We start from the raw sequence: 20,252 nt of genomic DNA, 5'->3' as shown, positions 1-20,252 counted from the left end.
TACGCCGCACTATGACAAAGAAAAAAGCTCACAAACCCGGTTCAGCCACTATTGCCCTCAACAAACGCGCTCGCCATGAATATTTCATTGAAGAAGAGTTCGAGGCCGGCATGGCGTTGCAAGGATGGGAAGTCAAATCACTGCGTGCCGGTAAAGCGAACATCAGCGACAGCTATATTTTGCTGCGCGATGGCGAAGCCTATCTGTTCGGTTCCACTTTTCAGCCGCTGGCGGTGGCATCAAGCCACGTGGTGTGCGATCCCACGCGCAACCGCAAGCTGCTGTTGAACCAGCGCGAACTGGACTCCCTGTACGGCCGCGTTAACCGCGAAGGTTACACCGTGGTCGCGCTGTCGCTGTACTGGAAAAACGCCTGGGCCAAACTAAAGATTGGCGTAGCACGCGGTAAGAAAGAACACGACAAGCGCGCGGACATTAAAGATCGCGAGTGGAAGATGGACAAAGCACGAATTATGAAGAATGCCAGCCGTTAACCACTGGAATCTTTTATAATTTTTTGCTAGAGTAAGAAGTCTTGGGGCTGATTCTGGATTCGACGGGATTCGCGAAACCCAAGGTGCATGCCGAGGTGCGGTAGGCCTCGCTAAAAAACCGCAAAAAAATAGTCGCAAACGACGAAAACTACGCTTTAGCAGCTTAATAACCTGCTTAGAGCCCTCTCTCCCTAGCCTCCGCTCTTAGGACGGGGATCAAGAGAGGTCAAACCTAAAAGAGATCGCGTGGATGCCCTGCCTGGGGTTGAAGCGTTAAAACTAATCAGGCTAGTTTGTTAGTGGCGTGTCTGTCCGCAGCTGGCAAGCGAATGTAAAGACCAGACTAAGCATGTAGTACCGAGGATGTAGGAATTTCGGACGCGGGTTCAACTCCCGCCAGCTCCACCAAAATTCTCCATCGGTGATTACCAGAGTCATCCGATGAAGTCCTGAGAGCCCGCACTGCGCAAGCCCTGCGGGCTTTTTTGTGTCTGTAATCTTTCGGGATAACCCGCCTGAATACCGAGAAATTGTTGTACGTTTGGTACATGCTATGGCGTAAGAAAAATGAGCATCAGGTTGAACGTAAACAATTCATCATCACGCCGAACTTGATCGCGCCACGCATGGGAGAACAATCCCGCCGCCTGACTGGCTTCCGTATTGGCTTGTTTGATATTGTCACCGTCACGTTTAGTTCGCACAGTGTTCAGGCGAAAACCTCACAGGCGTTCCGGCGCTCATTGACGCGGTCCGCCGGGTATAATCATGACAAAGAGGATCGTATCCTCGCGGCGTTATTTATGGTGCTGGCAAACCGTTACGACTGGCAGATGTTTTTGGAGGTGACTGGTCCCGGTGGAAGCGAGAAAAGCGTTTTAGCGTCGATCGCCACGCTGCTCGCTGGCCGCGATAACACCACCTCAGCCACCATCGACACCCTTGAATCATCGCGGGAACGCGCCAGCGTGGTGGGTTTCTCGCTCATTATCCTGCCTGACCAGGAGAAATGGAGCGGCGATGGCGCAGGCATCAAGGCGATAACCGGCGGCGATGCGGTGGCAATCGACCCGAAATATCGCGATGCCTATTCCACACACATCCCGGCGGTGATTCTGGCAGCTAATAACAACCCAATGCGCTTCAGCGATCGCAGCGGCGGCGTGTCGCGCCGTCGGGTAATCCTGACGTTCCCGGAAGTGATACCGGCAAAAGAGCGTGACCCGCATTTGCTGGACAAAATCAGCACCGAGTTGGCCGTCATCGTTCGTCACCTGATGCAACGCTTTGCCTCACCTGACGAAGCCCGCGAGTTGTTGCAAGCGCAGCAATCATCCGGCGAAGCGCTGGAGATTAAGCGACAGGCCGATCCGCTGGTCGATTTTTGTGGCTACCTGATGCCGCTCAGCACGCCGAATGGACTGTTTATCGGTAACGCCAATATCCGCCCGATGAACCCGAAACGTTATCTCTATCATGCGTATCTGTCATTCATGGAGTCACGCGGCCATCAGCATCCGCTGAGCCTGACCGCATTCGGCCAGGCGGTGCCGCAGACGCTTAAAGAGTATGAGCCCACCCTTCTGAAGCGCAGGACTAATAACGGCATCCAGACCAATCTCATGCTACATGAAGACAGCGAGGCGGATTGGTTGCCCACATGCAGCGACTGATAATATGATTTCACATAAACCGGTTTAGGCCGGTTTTTTTATATTTGATGTAACTATCAACATCACCCCAAGACTGCTAAGAGTGAAAAGCAGACATGCGGAAGCATAGGCTATGTATGAAAGTTAATTATGATAAATACCATCATCCAGAGAGGGGCCAGCGGCAGTAACCCCCGTGATAGTCCCTAGCGGTTCAAAGATAGTCCCACCAAATATCGCATCAAACTCTGCTTTGGTGTCTGATAAATATTCTAAGATAATTTCTAGCAGCTCTCTTTACGTATCACAATGCCATTCCATGTGAGGACAAATTTGGGTGAGAACTCTGGTCTTAAAATCATCCAGACTCTTTGGGACGTTCAGCAAGTTGCCAGTGTTTAAAGCTTTCGACATAAACCTGTAATTAAGCATAGAGAGAGCCATTACTGATACACCTTTCTCTTGCCTTAACCGATCGAACTTCTCTTGTTCTCGAAGGTTAAGTTTGGCATATTCGCGATCGCGCTTATAGTTGACAGGTTCAACATATTGAAGCGGTTCGTCTGCAGCATCGCCGATACGTGGGCAAAAGTACCTATTCCACCAAGCCTCAAAATACCTTTGTTGGAACTCTAGATATGTCATCCCAATAATATTGGTATTTTGAGTGTATTTTTTAGCACCTTGCTGAAGCCCATGCTTTGAAATAATAAATCCAATATTTGCCCCGGTTTCATGCATTACCGTTGTGAACGAATGGACCACAGTCTGTGGTATAGAACTACCCCAGTTTTTACATTCCACGATGTATCTGATTTTGTCCACACTCCTAACATCTGTCGCGAGAACATCCACATTCACCGAGCCACGCGGTGTTTCTAAATCGACCTCAACTTCTGCAAGTAAGCCCACATTACGGAATATCCGTTGGACACCTGTCTGCAATTCTTGCCAGTTCTGTGGTAATGGGTCATCGATCACTTCTACTTTTCCTATGCATTTTCAGAATGCAGTTAAGGGTACCTGAAGGCACAAAAGGAGTCGCTTATAAAAGGTTCGATTTTGGGAAAAAAGTTGGCTTATAGCACAAAGCGGATTGTTCGCGATCCTGCGTCTGCTATGGTGAAATACAGACATTCCCCTCTACTTGTTCTAGCAAGTAGAGGGGGAACATCTTAATGCCTAAATGGTTAATCCAAAATCCCATGGAAATACATCAATCTCTGATGTATTAGACACTGCTGCCCAGTTAATTTTAATATCTTTTGGTTGGCTGATGAGCTTGTTTTCATCCTTATTCCAATCAAAGCTAACATCTAGCAGTGGACCTGGATGGTGGGGCGATAAAACTCCGAAGGCTATATAGTGCCAAGCCCCTCTAGGCCCCTCTCTTCCAGTTATAAAAAGCTCACTGTGCCGCGTTGAATCTTTAAATTCCAGAGAAAGGTGCTCAGCAGCTAAGAGATTGTCAAGCTTCAACCTCCCAAGACTCGGACAATCAAAGTGCCAAGCTGGAAAATCGAAAGTTGTTTTATCATCGATTAGTGCTACGCTAATAGTTTTTACTGAATCATTTGAGTCGAAAAAAATTGAAAGTAAAGAATCGGAAAACCTGTATCCCCACCACCGTTCTCCTATTTTCGTAGGCGCACCAATTTGTTGTTCAACCCACCGCGCCGGAGCACCAAGCTCTATCCCTGTAAAGATGTTTTCTGGAGTTTTTCGTAGTTCAATTCGTAAGCTTGGACGTTCTATTTTCTCTCTTAAAAATCGAATTCCACGTTTACTCATTGCTAACCACAAAAGGCCTGCCCACCCTAAGAAGCTACCGATAGCGTTTACAACAATGTCACTGATAGGGATTTGGGATAAAATATTTTTAGAATAAATAATAATTGAGTGCAGCATTCCTTGTTACCTATATTTGATTAATGTTTTAACTGAACTGACCTGCTCCTCGGTAATCATAACAGAGTGTTCAAGTTACTTTCGCTAATGCCAGAAAACGAACTATTGCAAACAGCAGCGTTTAATAACTTCATATCACACGTAGCGGCTCTTGTCGCTTTTTGTCATCTTGGCTAATGTGCTCACCAAAAGCGCGCACTAGTGTACATCTCGCCTCAAGCCATCAACCACTTAAGACATTGAAATTTATATATAAAAACCAAATGTGAACAGTGTGCACACTTTTCCCATAAATCATTTTATTTTGGATTTAGCGCCGGGCACTCGTTATCCTTTCCCTGGGGCTCCGGGATATGAGATCCAATAATTGGTACACGTTTAGGTACACGGGACAAAGTTGAAGTAGACAAAAAAACCTAAATACATGAACTTGCGAGTTTTGTTCAGACTCCGCCAGCCCAAACAAAATATGAGAGACGGGATTCAGATCAACCCGCTGTCAGAGGTGGCGGCCAAAGATGAGTTTCTGAACATTAAGAACGTCAGCCGCGACGACATGATGGCCGTGTACCGCCGCAGATGCTGGGAATTATCCCGAACAACACCGGCGGGTTCGGTGACGATGAAAAGATCAGTCACGTGTTTGTGCGCAACGAACTGATGCCGCCGATAAAACGCTTTGAGGAGTTAAATGACTGCTTGGTAATGAGTTTATTAGGTTTGCGCCCTACAACCGCGATCTGAAAGATGGCAGCTAACTCACAGCGGCAGGATTGAGCGCCTGCGGGCGCTTTTTATTTATCAGTCCAGTGACCGGCGCGCGCAGAATCAATTAGCAGCTGAATGGTGAGCGGTTTTTCCGCCTTACCATTATCTGCCGGAAAATAACGCCCGAAATTTATTTCTTTCGGGTTGAGAGAAAATCGCTCCGCGAATGTTTCCAGCAGCTCAGCGGCGTCTTCCGGCGCCATCCTGAAATCTTTGTTCAAATCCGTTGTATGTGTCAGTGGAAAACGCTTACGCAGCCAGAAACAGTAACCGTTATATTCTTCAACCAGTGCGAATATCGCCTTTTCAGTATCATCCATCACCAGATTTTATCCTCCGCCTGGACTATCGTGTTGTAACGGTTCATCGACTCCCAGCCTATAACCCCTACGTCTGACGCCATTACAGCCCAGCCAATAACTGGCACGGTCCTGCCAATAAAGATGCCTGTCTTATGAGTCATTATAATTTTCATGTTAAACGGATTTCCAACTATAGTTGGCAGCGGGGGAGGCAGTCTGTATTTTTGCAGCAACCTATCCCTTCTCCAGCCCGCTGCAATCCCATAGGGTGCTCGAAAATTTAGCGTGGAGTTCAGACAACACTCACTATAACCTTCATGTCATTCCCTGAGGTTTCCCGGCCCCCCCTATCAAAAACATTTCCTTCAAATCGCCGGAGCATTGTCATCGCTGGCGCGAAGCGCTGCGAGATCGGCCTGCTGACCGAATATCCCCCAGTTTGCTTCTTCGATTTCCTGTATCACCACATAAACAGGCGCGACAGAGGTGCCTGACGGACGACGATCCAGAATTGCAGTTGCTCCCTCGATCAGCTTCTTCTTTGCTTCCTCATCCAGGCCACCTTTGATGACATATATCTGAAGGGACACAACCGGCAACCATGCGGGTTTGTCTCCCATAAAAACGGCATCAGAAGAGTATTCGGCAAAGTAGGTCCATACCGTACTACGCACCAGAGGGGAGTCTGGCAGCGCCTCGCAATCAAGTCCTAACTGTGTCAAATCTCTGGCAATCTGTTGACGCTCAGCGGCATCAAAGGTGCCTGCTGGCGCATGAATGATCATTTTAGGCATCAAATACCTCTTATTGCATCAGGAGAACAGGATGGATTCCGCACCGGGCGGAATCCATCATCGGGCAACTAAATGGACTGCCCACCGGAGACTTCAATGCGCTGACCGGTGACCCAGCGGTTGTCCGGACCCAGCAGGCTGGCAATCATCGGACCGATGTCATCTGGCAGGCCCACGCGACCCAGTGCGGTCATGCCAGCAAACGCCTGGTTGTAATCAGGGATGTCACGCACCGCGCCACCCAGGAAGTCGGTCTCAATCGCTCCCGGGGCCACGGTATTCACGGTGATGCCGCGGCTGCCCAGTTCTTTCGCCATATACACGGAGAGAATTTCAACGGCGCCCTTGGCAGCCGAATAGGCTGAGAAGCCCGGGAACGACACGCGGGTCAGCCCCGAAGAGAAGTTGACGATACTTCCGCCATCGACCAGCAGCGGCAGCAGCGACTGCGTCAGAAAAAACACCCCTTTGACGTGTACGTTAAATAACGCGTCGAACTGCTCTTCCGTGGTTGCGCTAAAGTCGGCCATTTCCCCATGCCCGGCGTTGTTGATCAGATGGTCGAACGTTTCACGTCCCCAGTCACCTTTCAGGATATTGCCCACGGCGGCGACGAAACCCGGGAAGGACGATACGTTACTGGTGTCCAGTTGCAGCGCAACTGCCTTACGGCCAAGCGCCTGAATTTCATTCACCACGGCATCCGCCGCCTCTTTACCAGTACGATAAGTCACGATGACATCCCCACCATGGCGGGCAATGCTCAGTGCGGTATTACGGCCAAGACCCCGGCTGGCGCCAGTTACAAGAGAAAGGGTTGTCATGAAATATCTCCTCAATAGTGGGAGAGTGATTCTAACAATCGGCAGACCTTCAGGGTTGCCCAATAATTTTTAATTATTGCCTGATTATTTTTATATTTTTATTTTGATGCCGTATTTACTAGAATTGTTGCATCTGAAATTTTTTATTAATTGCCTGATAATATGAAAAAGCATCTTCACTCGTATGAGGAACGTCCTGCTGGAGACGACGAGTTTCAATCTGCCGGGAGGATGGCGGCTTTGCTGCAGGCGGCAAGACAGTACGCTGATGAACACCACAACGGAGCGGGCGTTGCTGCAACGCCGGTGGATGGGGTGTTCATTCTGCGCGAGACCGCACCTACCGCGTTGCAATTCGCTATCACTAAACCGCTAATCGCAATGGTGCTGCAAGGCAGTAAACGCGTGACTATGGGCAGCGATCGTTTTGATTTTGGCGCGGGGGAATCCCTGCTGATCACCATGGACGTGCCAACCGTGAGTCAGGTTATCAGCGCCAGTGCCGACACCCCTTATTATTCTCTGGTCGTGGAACTGGATGCGGCGGTGATTAGTGAACTGATGGCAAACATGGTCGGGCTGGAGGCTGCCACGGATTTACCCGTCAGCATTGATCAGATCGAAGAAGATGTGGCAGAAGCCGCTTTGCGCCTGCTGAACATGCTCAGCAGACCGCGCGCGCTCGCCGTGCTGGGCAGCCAGTTGGTGCGGGAGTTACATTACTGGCTATTGTCAGGACGACACGGCAGCGCGCTGCGCGCCCTCGGCAGCACTGACAGCCATGCCCGGCGGATTGCGCGGGCAGTCGCAATCATTCGGGCCAATTATGCGCAACCGCTGCGCATGAAAACCCTCGCTGACGCCGCCGGTATGAGCCTCTCGGTATTTCATACGCATTTCCGCCATGTCACCACGCTCACCCCGCTGCAATTCCAGAAACAGCTGCGCCTGCTTGAAGCGCGGAGACTGATGCTGACGGAAGGGACAGCGATCGGTATTGCTGCTAATGCGGTGGGATATGAGAGCGTGACGCAGTTTACCCGTGAATATTCACGGCTGTTTGGTTCACCGCCAGCCCGGAATATTCGGGAAACCCGCGCACTCGAGCGTTCAGTCCTGTCCGGTGAGCCGATAAGGCAATAAATTATTCGAGTCTGTCGCTGCCGGGACGTACATCCTGGCGGGCGACGAACCCAGCCGGTAGCATCTGATCACCCGAACGACGCCGATGTTTACTGCTTTACCCTCAATCAACCGTTACGAACGACAGCTCGCGAAAGCGCCTCTTCCTGCTGCGCATTTATGCCAGAAACCCTCACAGAAACGGTACGATTCACTTACAGTTTATTCCTAATGCCCTGCGTTGCGCTCTGTGCCACTCTTAACTACGCTCATAACACTTATGATGCTTAATGAGGGAATATATTATGAAAAAGACGATTATTGCGTTATCCGCCATTCTTCTGACTTCTACGGCGTTTGCCGCCACACACGCAACCGATGAAACCGTCGCTGACGCCAAAGCGGGCGCCAATACAGCGAAAGAGAAACTGCATCAGGCGCAGCATCAGGGTGAAGAGCAGCAGCTCAAAGCCAAACATGCTGCCGAAGGCAAAAGCGATAGCCTGACCAGCAAAGCGAGCGAAAACTCGCAGAAAGCCTGGAACAGCACCAAAGAAGGTACTGAAAAAGGTTGGGACGCCACCAAAGAAGGCGCGCAGAAAGGCTGGAACAAAACCAAAGAAGGTGCCAGCGATCTGAAGAAGAAAGTCTCTGAGTAATAGCGCTAACTATTTTTCCCAAAAGGCCGCGATGCGGCCTTTTTTGTGCCTGCCAACAACCGGATTGATACAAAACGCTGCGATCCCGCTCCTGGATTCGGGCAAATTCCTAATCAGTGATTGATTAATGAGCAGGCAGCGCGAATAGTAAGCGAACCGGCCATCGGGTGCCGGCACAAGGAGAAAGCACATGGGATATTACGTACTGAGAAAAAGTGATACAGCATTGTCGCAGAAATACTGGTTTGTGCTTAAAGCCAGCAACGGCGAAACCATCGCCACCAGCGAGATGTACAGCTCTAAACAGGCGGCGGAAAACGGCATCCGTTCGGTGCAGCAGAACGGTGCGTCGACCACCATTCACGACGAGACCTGACCTGCGCAGTCATGCGCAGTGATGCGCGAAGGTGGATCATTGACCCTGCAAGCGGCGCAATGTATTACGCGATCAATCGCGCCGCTAAGCATCTCCGGCAAGCGGGTACCACGCAGTACCACAGCCCCCTCTAAAACGCCACCGGCGCTTTGCATCGGCCGGCCTTTGCCCCTACACTTGCCGCATCGCCCTTAACCATTAATTAACTTTATGTCCGATACATTTCAACGCCAGCCGCTGCCCTTGCCCAACGGCCACAATAAAGTGCTGCTGCACTCCTGCTGCGCTCCCTGCTCGGGAGAAGTGATGGAAGCGATGCTGGCTTCCGGCATCGATTACACCATCTTCTTCTACAACCCGAACATCCATCCGCTGAAAGAGTACGAGCTGCGCAAAGAGGAGAACATCCGCTTTGCCGAGCAGTTTGGCGTGCCTTTTGTTGATGCCGATTACGACAAAGACAACTGGTTCGAGCGCGCGCGTGGCATGGAGTGGGAGCCGGAGCGCGGCGTGCGCTGCACCATGTGTTTCGACATGCGCTTCGAGCGCACCGCGCTGTACGCGCATGAACACGGCTTCCCGGTGATCACCAGTTCACTCGGCATTTCGCGCTGGAAGAATATGCAGCAAATCAACGACTGCGGCGTACGCGCGGCGGCGCGCTATCCGGATATGCTGTACTGGGAGTTTAACTGGCGTAAAGGTGGCGGTTCGTCGCGCATGATTGAGATCAGCAAGCGCGAGCGCTTCTATCAGCAGGAGTATTGCGGCTGCATCTATTCGCTGCGCGATACCAACCGCCACCGCGTGGCGAGCGGTCGCGAACGTATCGAAATCGGCGTGCAGTACTATTCGCCGGATGAGTAAGAAAAAAACCTGCTGGCGCTAACCAGCAGGCTAAGCATTACCAGTTCAGCAGCTGGCCGCGGTAATCCACGTAATGATGGCCGCCACGCCCGCTAAACTGCTGCAGTTGCGTGACCATGCCCTGCGCACTCTCGGTGACGGTGATATCCGCGCCCTCACCGCCCATATCCGTTTTTACCCAGCCCGGATGCAGTGACAGCAGCGTGCTGCCCTGCTGGTGCATCTGCGTCGCCAGCGCGCGGCTCAGCATATTCAGCGCCGCTTTGCTGGCTGAGTAGAACGGCATCGCCGCGTCACGGTTCTCGTTGAGGCTGGCGAGACGCGACGTGGTCAGGCCCAGTACGCTCTGTTTATCGCGCAGCAGCGGCAGCAGGTTCTCCGCCAGACGCACCGGCGCCACCGCATTGGTAAAGAACAGCTCGCTAAGCTGCGCATCGTCCACGTCGCGCAGCTGCGATGCGTGCGGACCGAGAATCCCGGCGTTAATCAGGATGCAATCAAAGGGTGCGTCGCCGAGCTGCCGGACCAGCGCGTCACGCTGCGCGCCATCGGTGATATCCAGCGCCAGCCACTGCAATTGCGGATGCTTAAACGAAACCGCCGTGGAACGGTAGGTGGCGGTCACCTGCCAGCCCGCCTGCAGTAGTTGCTGCACCACGGCCAGGCCAATGCCTTTTGACGCCCCAATAATCAATGCTCGCTGTTGTTGGCTCATCTGTCTCTCGCTGGTTGGTGTGCCACGAAAAAGGGCAGGATACCCTGCCCTGTTGTCCTTACCGGAACACTAACGTTAGCACGACGATGACCACCATAATTATCAGCAGGTGGCACACCGTTTTATCCAGGTTGCGTTGCTTCATCGCGCCTCCTGCACTCAGAACCACTGGCCAAAGCGCTTGATGTACAGCGTTTTCATGCCCTGCGCCACCAGGCAGTAGCCGAGCAGCGTGGCCAGCAGCCAGGGGAAATAGCTCCATGGCAGCGGCACCAGGCCGACCATCGCGCCGAGCGGCGAGAACGGCAGCAGAATGCCGGCAATCATTACGCAGGCGGTGGTCAGCAGCACCGGCAGCGCCGCGCGGCTCTGGATAAACGGAATCTTGCGCGTGCGCAGCATGTGCACCACCAGCGTCTGCGACAGCAGCCCTTCCACAAACCAGCCGGACTGGAACAGTGACTGCATCGCTGGGGTATTCGCCGCGAACACATACCACATCAGCGCAAAGGTGGTGATGTCAAAAATTGACGACGTTGGCCCAATCCACAGCATAAAGCGTTTGATGTTGCGCGCGTCCCATTTGCGTGGTTTGCGCAGGAACTCGCGATCCATTTTGTCCCACGGCAGCGCCAGCTGTGACAGATCGTACATCAGGTTCTGAATCAGCAGGTGAATCGCCAGCATCGGCAGGAACGGGATGAACGCGCTCGCCACCAGCACCGAGAACACATTGCCGAAGTTCGAACTGGCGGTCATGTTCAGGTACTTGATGATGTTGCCGAACGTCTCGCGCCCCTTCATCACGCCCTCTTCCAGCACCATTAAATCCTTTTCCAGCAGGATGATGTCTGAAGACTCTTTGGCGATGTCCGCCGCGCTGTCGACCGAGATCCCCACATCGGCGTCACGCAGCGCCGGCGCATCATTAATGCCGTCACCGAGAAAACCCACCGTATGGCCCTGCTGCTGCAGCGCACGCAGAATGCGTGACTTCTGCAGCGGCGTCAGTTTGGCAAACACCGAGCTACGCGCCGCGGCCTGCGCCAGCTGTTCATCGCTCATCGCCGCAATCGCCTCGCCGGTGAGGATCTCGCCACAGTCGATGCCCACCTGCTGGCAAATGCGCGCCGTCACTACCGGATTATCGCCGGTCAGCACTTTGACCGTTACGCCGTTCTCATTCAGCGCGGTAATCGCCTTCGCCGCACTCTCCTTCGGCGGATCGAGGAAGGTCAGCAACCCTTCGATGGTCAGCCCCTGCTCATCCGCGACGCTCAGCGCCTGTTGCAGGCCCGGCTCCGCCAGCGCGCGGCTGGCCACCAGCAGCACGCGGAAGCCCTGCTGATTGTACTGATGCGCCAGCGCCAGCAGCTCCGCGCGACGGGTTTCATTGAGCGGCTGAATCAGTTTGCCTTCGCGTTCGGCGCTGGCAATGCTCAGCATCTCCTCGACCGCGCCCTTACAGATCAGCATCTGCTGGTTGAGGCGGCGGTCACGCACCACCACTGAAACGCGACGACGCACAAAATCAAACGGCAGCTCATCCACTTTGCTGTAGTAGTCACTCATGTCCGCGCTGATGCGTCCTTTGCCGTAACGCAGGATGGCGCGGTCCATCAGGTTAGGCGTGCCGCTCTGGTAATGGCTGTTGAGCCAGCTCAGCATCAGGACGCGCGAATTCTCTACCCCGGCACAGTCGAGATGGTGCTCGAGGATAATGTTGTCCTGCGTCAGCGTGCCGGTTTTGTCGGTACACAGAATGTCCATGGCGCCGAGGTTCTGGATCGCGTTCAGGCGTTTGACGATCACTTTACGGCGCGACATGGCAATCGCCCCTTTGGCCAGATTCGAGCTGACAATCATCGGCAGCATTTCCGGCGTCAGCCCCACCGCCACCGCCAGCGCGAACAGAGAAGCATCCAGCCAGTCGCCTTTGGTCAGGCCGTTAATCAGCAGCACCACCGGCACCATCACCAGCATGAAACGAATCAGCAGCCAGCTGACGCTGTTCACGCCGCGATCGAAAGCGGTTTGTGAGCGGTTACCGACAATCGATTTCGCCAGGCTGCCGAAGTAAGTTTCCCCGCCGGTCGCCACCACCACCGCTTTGGCGCTGCCGCTGGAGACGTTAGTGCCCATCAGGCATACGCTGCCCAGTTCCAGCAGCGATGCATCTTTGTCGCTAGCGCTGGCCTGTTTACTGGTCACGTGACCGGTGACGTCATATTTCTCCACCGGCAGCGATTCGCCGGTCAGAATTGCCTGGCTGATAAACAGATCGCGTGAGTCGAGCAGCCGCACATCGGCCGGTACCAGATCTCCCGCTGAGAGATAGATGATGTCGCCAGGCACCAGGCTGGTGATGTCCACTTCCTGTTTCTGTGGCGCCTGCTGTACCGATTCCCGGCGCAGCACGGTGGCGGTGGTGCGCACCATCGATTTCAGCGCCTGTGCCGCTTTGTTGGTGCGAAACTCCTGCCAGAAGCGCAGCAAACCGCTGAGCGTTACCATCGTCACAATGATGATGACACCGGTCAGATCGGTCTCCTCGCCATGGCGCAGCGGCATCCAGTAGTCGGTGAAAAAGCTCACCAGCGCCAGCGCCAGCAGCACATAAATGAACGGATTATTAAAAGCCTGGATCAGCTGCACCAGCGCCGGTGGCGCTTTATCATGCTCCACCTGATTGCGACCATAAATCTGCAGCCGCGCTTCCGCTTCGCGTTCGACCAGCCCCAGCGCATCGCTGCGCAGGCGCAGCAGCGTTTCGTCGGCGGTAAAAGCGGCTTCGTCTTCAATCAGATAGCGTGCGGTTTTCTGACGTGCCGGACGCACGGTGTTCCAGGCTTTTTTTTCCTGGTTGAGTTTCATGTCAGTCATGATGACACTCCTCGTTTATTTTTTTACGGCAATAACGATCCCTGCGCGCCAGGCGCACAAGTCGAAAACATTAATTGTCACGGCGTGACCGGATTAAATTAAAAATAACCTGTCGGGAATTTCCATATTACCTCCCGGAAATAATGGGCGAAGAAAGTCGCTCGCTGAATAACGAGTGAAATAACATAATCCTGGATAACGCTGCGCGCAGCAGCAGCCTGAAGCGGCTTAACGCGCAGGGAAGCTCAGCACGCTGAAGATCAGCGCGCGCATCGAGGCGGAGGAAAAAGTGCGTTTAAAATCATGTGCATGATGCTATTCCCACGGGCATCAGCCCGCTATGGTGTCATTATCAGGGAACAATCATCAGAAACAGGTGAGGATTGCTGCCCGCCATGTTGGCAAGCAGCGACAAAAGAATTCGCGCGTCAGCTTGCCTTGTATTGCCATCGATAAGGGTGACTGTCCAACTGAATTCTCCTGTGTGAAGTTGCGGCTATTATAGGAGGGCGAAAAGCGAAGTAAAGTTAATTATCCTGGGGTTCAGGTTGATTTAATTTTCGTTGCGATTTGGTTGATAATGCGTGCGGATATAAGGTGCATCAGATTAATCCGATCGCGTTACGCCCTCTTGCTTATAACTGAAGCGCACCGCTTAGAACCTTACGGCATATGCATAGCCATAAATTGACTATTCTTCACTGTAACGCTCTCGTAAACTCGCGTTACTTTTTTAAGGCAAGGAAACAACATGAAAAAAATTATTCCCTCACTGCTGGCGCTGTCGCTGGTAGCCGCCTTCTCTGCGCAGGCCGCCACGCCGAAAGATACGCTGGTGATTGCGCAGTCTACGGATGATGCGGACAGCTTTGATCCGGCCCAGGGCTTTGAACTGACCACGGTGCAAGCGTTCACTAACATTTATCAGCGCCTGGTGCAGTCCGATCCGGCCAATCCGACCGATCTTAAGCCAACGCTGGCGACGTCGTGGCAGCCGGGCAGCGATAACCGCAGCCTGACGTTTGCGCTGCGCAAAGATGCGAAGTTTGCCAGCGGTAACCCGCTGCGCCCGGAAGATGTCATCTTCTCGCTGGGCCGCGTGGTGAAACTCAACCTCGATCCGTCCTTTATTCTGACCCAGCTCGGCTGGAACAAAGACAACGTTGACAGCTTCCTGAAAAAGGTCGATGAAGACCACGTACAGATTAGCTGGAGCGCCAACGTCAGCCCGGCCTACGTGCTGAGCCTGCTGTCCGCGCCGGTCTCCTCGATCGTAGATGAAAAAACCGCGCAGGCCAACGCCAAAAACGGTGATTTCGGCCACGCGTGGCTCGGCACCCACTCGGCCGGCAGCGGCCCGTTCCAGATTCGTAAAGTGGTGCTGCATGAAGCGATACTGCTCAGCGCCAACCCGACCTCACCGGCCGGTGCACCGAAGCTGAAAAACATTCTGATCAAAAACGTGCCGGAGCCGGCAGCGCGCCGTCTGCTGCTGGAACAGGGCGATGTCGATATCGCGCGTAACCTCGGTGCTGACCAGATCGCTGCGCTGAAGGGCAAAGCCGGCGTGAAGACCGAAGCGATTCCGATGGCGTCGCTCTACTACATTCAGTTCAACGTCGGTGCCAGTCCGGTACTGAAGAACCCGGCGCTGTGGGAAGCAGCACGCTACCTGTTCGACTATAAAGGTATCGCCAATGACCTGCTGAAAGGCCAGTTTGAAGTGCACCAGACCTTCCTGCCGAAGGGTTTCCTCGGTGCGCTGAACGACACGCCTTACAGCTACGATCCAGAGAAAGCCAAAGCGATTCTGCAGAAGGCCGGTCTGACCAACGTCAGCTTTAAGCTCTCCACCAGCAATCAGCCGCCGTACCTTGATATCGCGCAGGCACTGCAGGGCAGCTTCGCCAAAGGCGGTGTGAAGGTGGAAGTGCTGCCGGGCTTAAGCTCTGAAGTGTCTACCCGCGTGAAGGCGCATCAGTATGAAGCTACGCTCAACGCCTGGGGCGCGGATTACTTTGACCCGAACACCAACGCCGCGTCCTTCGCTTACAACCCGGAAGATGGCAGCAAAACCATTGCTTACCGTTCAGACTGGCACATCCCGGAGCTGAGCAAACAGACGCTGGCGGCGACGGCCGAAGCCGACAGCAATAAGCGCGTTGCGCTTTATCAGGCGATGCAGCGTGAAGTGCTGAAGAACTCGCCGTACGTGATTGGCCTGCAGGCGCGTAACCTGATTGCGCTGCGCGACAATCTGCAGGGCTATGTGCAGGGGATCAACCCGGACATGGTGTATTACGCGCAGGTTTCGAAGTAATGGCAGCGTCAGCGTCATCGGCCGGGTTCGCCCGGCCACTCTGGCAGCGCTTCAGCCGCCTCGTCACCAGTCTGCTGTCGCTGCTGGTGACGCTGGTGGGTTTGTTAGCGTTTACTTTCATGCTGTCGCACCTGTCGCCAGTCGACCCGGTACAACAAATCGCCGGCGATCACGCCAGCGAGGCCACCTATGCTCAGGTGCGTCATGACCTGGGGCTGGATCAGCCGGTGCTGGTGCAGTTCTGGCGCTATATCAGCCATCTGGCGCAGGGCAATCTCGGCCTGTCGCACCTGACCAATCAGCCAGTCAGCGCCGACCTGATGCGCACCTTCCCCGCCACGCTTGAGCTGGCGACCTGTTCGATGATTTTCGCTGCGGTGTTCGGCGTGACGCTCGCACTGCTGGCGGCGTGGAAACCGGGCAGCGTCATCGATAATGTGGCGCGCTTTATCTCGCTGCTGGGCTACTCGGTGCCGGTGTTCTGGCTCGGCCTGCTGGGCCTGCTGCTGTTCTACGCCGTGCTGCACTGGTCCGCCGGTCCGGGCCAGCTGGATGATATCTGGATCTATACCCTCGAACCAAAGACCGGCTTTGTACTGATTGATAGCTGGCTCTCCGGCGATGCGGAAATGTTCCGTAACGCGATTGCCCATCTGTGGCTGCCGGTGGTGATTCTCGGCCTGCTGGCGATGGCGGGCATTACGCGTTTACTGCGCGCGGCGCTGCTGGAAGAGAGCAGCAAAGAGTATGTGGTGCTGGCGCGCGCGAAAGGCGCTGGCCGGGCGCGCATTCTGCTGCGTCATATTTTCCCCAACGTGCTGGGCACGCTAATCACCGTTATTGCCCTCTCCTACGCCACGCTGCTGGAAGGGTCCGTGCTGACGGAAACCGTATTCGCCTGGCCGGGCGTCGGTCGCTACATGACCAACGCGCTGTTTTCCGCGGATGTTCCGGCGATTCTCGGCGCTACGTTGCTGATTGGCAGCTGCTTTATCCTGCTCAATGCCGTGGCCGACGCCCTCACCTGGTTAACCGATCCGAGAACCCGATGACTCAACAACTTCATGAACTGGAAACCGTGCGTCCGCGCCGGCGCCGGGCGCGTATCACCTCGCTGACCATCGGCCTGACGCTGGTGATCGTGCTGGTGGCCATGGCGCTGCTGGCGCCGCTGCTGGCGCCGTTTGATCCTAACGCGCAGGTGATTGAACAGCGTCTGCTGGCGCCGTCGGCGCTGCACTGGTTCGGCACCGACGGCTTCGGCCGCGATTTATTGTCGCGCGTGATTTACGGCGCACGTCCGACGCTGCTGCTGGTGTCGCTGATTCTGGTGCTGACCATCCCGGTTGGCCTGTTAGTCGGCATCACCGCCGGCTACGTCGGCGGCTGGACCGAACGCGTGCTGATGCGCATCACCGATATTTTTCTGTCGCTGCCCAACCTGGTGATTGCGCTGGCGCTGGTGGCAATGCTGGGTCCGGGCCTGATGAACGGCGCACTGGCGCTGGCGCTCACCAGCTGGCCGCCGTTTGCCCGGCAGGCACGCGCGGAAACCCTGGCATTGCGCCGCAGCGATTACCTCGCCGCCGCGCGCATGCAGGGCATTACCGGCCTGCGCCTGATGTTTGGCCACATTCTGCCGCTCTGCCTGCCGACCGCCGTGGTGCGTGCCGCGCTGAGCCTCGGCGGGATTATTCTTTCTGCCGCCGGTCTGGGCTTCCTCGGCATGGGCGTACAGCCGCCAACCGCCGAATGGGGCTCGATGGTAGCAGAAGGCAGTAAAGTGATTTTCGACCAATGGTGGGTGGCGGCAGCGCCCGGCGCAGCCATTCTGTTCGCCAGCCTGGCGTTTAACCTGACAGGCGACGGCCTGCGTGACCGACTGGATACCCGCCATGCCAAATGATCTGTTAATTGATGCGCAGGGGCTGACGATTCGCAGCCACGACGCGCTGCTGGTGGATAACATCAGCTTTACCCTTGGCCGCGAACGCGTGGCGCTGGTCGGCGAATCTGGCTCGGGCAAATCCCTGACCGCGCGTGCGCTGATGGGCCTGCTGTCGCCCGCGCTGCAGCTGCAGGCAGACCGGCTGCAGGTGGCGGGCGCAGACGCCCTGCACCTGCGCGAGCGCGACTGGATTGGCCTGCGCGGCGGCAAAGTGGCGATGGTCATGCAGGATCCGAAATACGCGCTCAACCCGACGCGCACCATTGGCTGGCAGGTTGAAGAGCCGCTGGTGCTGCACCGCAAGCTGAGCCGCGCCGAGCGCAAAGAGAAAGTGTGCGAGATGCTGGACGCGGTGGGCCTGCCCGAGCCGCGCCAGCTGATGAAGCGCTATCCGCATCAGCTCTCCGGCGGCATGGGCCAGCGCGTGATGCTGGCGATCGCGCTGATTACCGATCCCGATCTGCTGATTGCCGATGAGCCGACCTCGGCGCTCGATCACGCCATGCGCGATCAGGTGCTGGCGCTGATTCGTCGTCTGGTGGAGCAGCGCAATATGGGCCTGCTGCTGATCAGTCACGATCTGCAACAGGTTTCCGAGCACTGTCAGCGGGTGATGGTGATGTACAAAGGCCGCCTGCTGGACACCCTGCCGGCGGCGCAGCTGTCGGACGCCAGCCATCCTTATACCCGCACGCTGTGGGCCTGCCGTCCGGGTAAGGCCACGCACGGCGAACGCCTGCCGGTGCTGGATCGCGCGGCGCTGGAGAAAATGCATGATTGAATTAGCCAACCTGAGCGTCTCGCACAAACAGGGTTATGAACTGCGCACCGTGGTGCACGATGTGAACCTGCAGGTGGCGGCCGGCGAGTGCTTCGGTCTGGTGGGGCCTTCCGGCTGCGGTAAATCGTCGCTGCTGTGGGTGATGGCCGGACTGAATCCGCACTGGCGCGGCCAGATGACGCTGGCGAATACCGCCGTGCAGCCGGGCAAACCCTTTACCGGCCAGCTGCGGCGCGATGTGCAGATGGTGTTTCAGGATCCCTACGCTTCGCTGCATCCCCGCCACCGCCTGCGCCGCACGCTGGCGGAACCGCTTAAGCTGCTGCGACGCGATAACATCGACGATCGCATCAACGCGGGCTTCCGCCATGTCGGGCTGGATCCGGCGCTGGCGGATCGCTATCCGCATCAGCTGTCCGGTGGACAGCGTCAGCGCGTGGCCATCGTGCGCGCCCTGCTGCTGGAGCCAAAGATCCTGCTGCTGGATGAGCCGACGTCAGCGCTGGATATGTCTGTGCAGGCCGAGATCCTGAATCTGCTTAACGATCTGAAACAGAATGATGGCCTGACGATGGTGCTGGTCAGCCACGATCCTGACGTGATCGATCATATGTGCGATCGCGCCGCGCGCATGGCGCAGGGCCGGATTGTTGGTTAGCATGGCATGAGCGCAACGCGGCGCAGTTTATCCTGAAGGTCGATTGCGCCGCTGCCCAACAGCCATTCAGTCATCTAAAGGAACACCGTATGACGGTAAAATTACGTCCGCTGGAGCGGGAAGATCTGCACTTTGTTCATCAGCTGGATAACAATGCCAGCGTGATGCGCTACTGGTTTGAAGAGCCGTACGAAGCGTTTGTGGAGCTTTCTGACCTGTATGACAAGCACATCCACGATCAGACCGAGCGGCGCTTTGTGGTGGAACACGACGGGCAAAAAGCCGGGCTGGTCGAGCTGGTGGAGATCAACCACGTGCATCGCCGGGCGGAGTTTCAGATCATCATCGACCCGGCGCATCAGGGCAAGGGCTTAGCCAGCAGAGCGGCAAAGCTGGCGATGGATTACGGCTTTTCGGTGCTCAATCTCTACAAGCTGTATCTGATTGTCGATCAGGAGAACGAGAAGGCGATTCATATCTACACCAAGCTCGGTTTCGAGGTGGAAGGCGTGCTGAAGCACGAGTTTTTCATCAACGGCGAGTACCGCAACACCATCCGCATGTGCATTTTCCAGCAGCAGTACCTGGCGCAGCATAAATCCGGTAATGCGATGGTGAAACCTACCGCGCAATAATAACCCTCGGCACAAACCGTAGCGGCGCAATTTATTGCGCGTATTTAACTAAGCGCGATAAATCGCGCCGCTACGCATCCGTGCAAATTATCCGCCGCGCGCGCCGACCACGTTGAGATGCGGCTGCGGGTGCGCTGGCTTCAGGTCATACATGCCGCCATAAAACGGATCGACCACCAGCCAGCCGGGGAAACCGAGCAGCGGAATATTGCCCAGCACGTACCACAGGTTGGCGCTGGCCTCGATGGGCAGCGTCAGCGGTACATAGCCCGGACTCTCCAGCATCACCTGATAATGTTTCTTACCAAAATAGGTGCCATTGGATTTCGCCAGATCCACCGTCTGCGGCGTATAGCCCTGCGCCACCGCGCGGCCGGTTTCATCCTGCACGGTGAAACGCGCGCCCTGCGGCACAGAGTCAATTTTTACCGGTTGCGTTTCGGTGCCAACAATGGTGGCACAGCCGCTCAGCAGCAGCGCACAGGCGGGAAGAAGATGTCGCAGGTTCATAGCAGGTCCGCTTCAGAATCAGAAAGGACAGTCTAA

General features: G+C 55.4%; 19 protein-coding genes, 1 other RNA gene and 3 pseudogenes. 14 read left to right on the top strand and 9 right to left on the bottom strand.

The genetic code is table 11. The features are described 5' to 3' along the window. Positions 1-11 precede the first annotated feature (11 nt). The 3 genes and pseudogenes from smpB to ABVR31_RS05090 all read left to right on the top strand — a co-directional run. Positions 12-494, top strand: a complete 483-nt coding sequence (gene smpB / locus ABVR31_RS05100; protein WP_021506506.1) for an SsrA-binding protein SmpB — start codon at positions 12-14, stop codon at positions 492-494. A gap of 43 nt (positions 495-537) precedes the next feature. Next, positions 538-902, top strand: a transfer-messenger RNA (tmRNA) gene (gene ssrA, locus ABVR31_RS05095). Positions 903-1,225: 323 nt separating this feature from the next. Beyond that, positions 1,226-2,167 (top strand): annotated as a pseudogene (locus tag ABVR31_RS05090) (primase-like DNA-binding domain-containing protein); the annotation flags it as partial. Positions 2,168-2,443: 276 nt separating this feature from the next. Here the strand turns inward: ABVR31_RS05090 and ABVR31_RS05085 are convergent. Both ABVR31_RS05085 and ABVR31_RS05080 read right to left on the bottom strand, forming a co-directional pair. Beyond that, on the bottom strand, positions 2,444-3,127 hold the full coding sequence (locus tag ABVR31_RS05085; RefSeq protein WP_372771972.1) for a restriction endonuclease: 684 nt from the start codon (positions 3,125-3,127) through the stop codon (positions 2,444-2,446). Between the two features lie 201 nt (positions 3,128-3,328). Continuing rightward, complete coding sequence (locus tag ABVR31_RS05080) at positions 3,329-4,054, bottom strand: hypothetical protein (protein ID WP_372771970.1); 726 nt, start codon at positions 4,052-4,054, stop codon at positions 3,329-3,331. 472 nt (positions 4,055-4,526) lie between these two features. Between ABVR31_RS05080 and ABVR31_RS05075 the strand changes: the two are divergent. Then, a pseudogene (locus ABVR31_RS05075) lies at positions 4,527-4,812 on the top strand (capsid portal protein); the annotation flags it as partial. Positions 4,813-4,848: 36 nt separating this feature from the next. On the opposite strand, the gene ABVR31_RS05070 reads toward ABVR31_RS05075, so the two are convergent. The 4 genes and pseudogenes from ABVR31_RS05070 to ABVR31_RS05055 all read right to left on the bottom strand — a co-directional run bounded on the left by ABVR31_RS05070 (position 4,849) and on the right by ABVR31_RS05055 (position 6,742). Next, positions 4,849-5,148 (bottom strand): DUF1493 family protein, encoded by a 300-nt coding sequence (locus ABVR31_RS05070; RefSeq protein WP_262265090.1) that lies wholly within the window; start codon positions 5,146-5,148, stop codon positions 4,849-4,851. Beyond that, a pseudogene (locus ABVR31_RS05065) lies at positions 5,142-5,360 on the bottom strand (STM2901 family protein); the annotation flags it as partial. The gene ABVR31_RS05070 and the pseudogene ABVR31_RS05065, both read right to left, overlap by 7 nt. A 129-nt stretch (positions 5,361-5,489) precedes the next feature. After that, on the bottom strand, positions 5,490-5,918 hold the full coding sequence (locus ABVR31_RS05060; protein ID WP_372771968.1) for a tautomerase family protein: 429 nt from the start codon (positions 5,916-5,918) through the stop codon (positions 5,490-5,492). 68 nt (positions 5,919-5,986) lie between these two features. Beyond that, complete coding sequence (locus ABVR31_RS05055; RefSeq protein ID WP_372771966.1) at positions 5,987-6,742, bottom strand: SDR family NAD(P)-dependent oxidoreductase; 756 nt, start codon at positions 6,740-6,742, stop codon at positions 5,987-5,989. A 231-nt stretch (positions 6,743-6,973) separates the two neighbouring features. Between ABVR31_RS05055 and ABVR31_RS05050 the strand changes: the two genes are divergently transcribed. From ABVR31_RS05050 to ABVR31_RS05035, 4 genes are all read left to right on the top strand, one after another. Beyond that, on the top strand, positions 6,974-7,885 hold the full coding sequence (locus tag ABVR31_RS05050) for an AraC family transcriptional regulator N-terminal domain-containing protein (RefSeq protein WP_372773979.1): 912 nt from the start codon (positions 6,974-6,976) through the stop codon (positions 7,883-7,885). Positions 7,886-8,169: 284 nt separating this feature from the next. Beyond that, positions 8,170-8,523, top strand: a complete 354-nt coding sequence (locus tag ABVR31_RS05045) for a hypothetical protein (protein WP_021506488.1) — start codon at positions 8,170-8,172, stop codon at positions 8,521-8,523. Between the two features lie 190 nt (positions 8,524-8,713). Beyond that, on the top strand, positions 8,714-8,899 hold the full coding sequence (locus tag ABVR31_RS05040; RefSeq protein WP_021506487.1) for a YegP family protein: 186 nt from the start codon (positions 8,714-8,716) through the stop codon (positions 8,897-8,899). Positions 8,900-9,109: 210 nt separating this feature from the next. Then, positions 9,110-9,766, top strand: coding sequence for an epoxyqueuosine reductase QueH (locus ABVR31_RS05035; protein ID WP_031279356.1), 657 nt, complete (start codon positions 9,110-9,112; stop codon positions 9,764-9,766). Between the two features lie 37 nt (positions 9,767-9,803). Here the strand turns inward: ABVR31_RS05035 and ABVR31_RS05030 are convergent, their stop codons facing one another. Both ABVR31_RS05030 and mgtA read right to left on the bottom strand, forming a co-directional pair. Beyond that, on the bottom strand, positions 9,804-10,481 hold the full coding sequence (locus ABVR31_RS05030; RefSeq protein ID WP_372771963.1) for an SDR family oxidoreductase: 678 nt from the start codon (positions 10,479-10,481) through the stop codon (positions 9,804-9,806). Between the two features lie 159 nt (positions 10,482-10,640). Further along, positions 10,641-13,364, bottom strand: coding sequence for a magnesium-translocating P-type ATPase (gene mgtA, locus ABVR31_RS05025; RefSeq protein ID WP_372771961.1), 2,724 nt, complete (start codon positions 13,362-13,364; stop codon positions 10,641-10,643). Between the two features lie 751 nt (positions 13,365-14,115). Between mgtA and ABVR31_RS05020 the strand changes: the two genes are divergently transcribed. The 6 genes from ABVR31_RS05020 to speG all read left to right on the top strand — a co-directional run bounded on the left by ABVR31_RS05020 (position 14,116) and on the right by speG (position 19,706). Then, positions 14,116-15,684, top strand: coding sequence for an ABC transporter substrate-binding protein (locus ABVR31_RS05020; protein WP_372771959.1), 1,569 nt, complete (start codon positions 14,116-14,118; stop codon positions 15,682-15,684). Next, a complete protein-coding gene (locus tag ABVR31_RS05015; RefSeq protein WP_021506482.1) occupies positions 15,684-16,736 on the top strand; it encodes an ABC transporter permease in 1,053 nt (350 codons plus the stop codon). Before ABVR31_RS05020 ends, ABVR31_RS05015 begins: the two co-directional genes overlap by 1 nt. Then, the gene (locus tag ABVR31_RS05010) at positions 16,733-17,590 is read left to right on the top strand and encodes an ABC transporter permease (RefSeq protein WP_031279350.1); all 858 of its coding nucleotides are present in this window, start codon (positions 16,733-16,735) and stop codon (positions 17,588-17,590) included. The genes ABVR31_RS05015 and ABVR31_RS05010 overlap by 4 nt, the downstream gene beginning before the upstream one ends. Next, entirely contained in the window at positions 17,580-18,413 is an 834-nt protein-coding gene (locus ABVR31_RS05005; RefSeq protein ID WP_088515750.1) for an ABC transporter ATP-binding protein, read from the top strand. Before ABVR31_RS05010 ends, ABVR31_RS05005 begins: the two co-directional genes overlap by 11 nt. Next, positions 18,406-19,071 (top strand): ABC transporter ATP-binding protein, encoded by a 666-nt coding sequence (locus ABVR31_RS05000; protein ID WP_021506479.1) that lies wholly within the window; start codon positions 18,406-18,408, stop codon positions 19,069-19,071. Before ABVR31_RS05005 ends, ABVR31_RS05000 begins: the two co-directional genes overlap by 8 nt. A gap of 89 nt (positions 19,072-19,160) precedes the next feature. Continuing rightward, positions 19,161-19,706 (top strand): spermidine N1-acetyltransferase, encoded by a 546-nt coding sequence (gene speG, locus ABVR31_RS04995; RefSeq protein ID WP_021506478.1) that lies wholly within the window; start codon positions 19,161-19,163, stop codon positions 19,704-19,706. Positions 19,707-19,793: 87 nt separating this feature from the next. On the opposite strand, the gene ABVR31_RS04990 is transcribed toward speG, so the two are convergent. Next, entirely contained in the window at positions 19,794-20,216 is a 423-nt protein-coding gene (locus ABVR31_RS04990; RefSeq protein ID WP_058758247.1) for a hypothetical protein, read from the bottom strand. Positions 20,217-20,252: the final 36 nt, after the last annotated feature.

Source organism: Pantoea sp. WEP (assembly GCF_041678305.1).
In the GTDB taxonomy this organism is placed as follows: Bacteria; Pseudomonadota; Gammaproteobacteria; order Enterobacterales; family Enterobacteriaceae; genus Pantoea; species Pantoea dispersa.
Note: the sequence above shows the minus strand (reverse complement) of the source record. Positions and strands in the feature narration are given on the sequence as shown.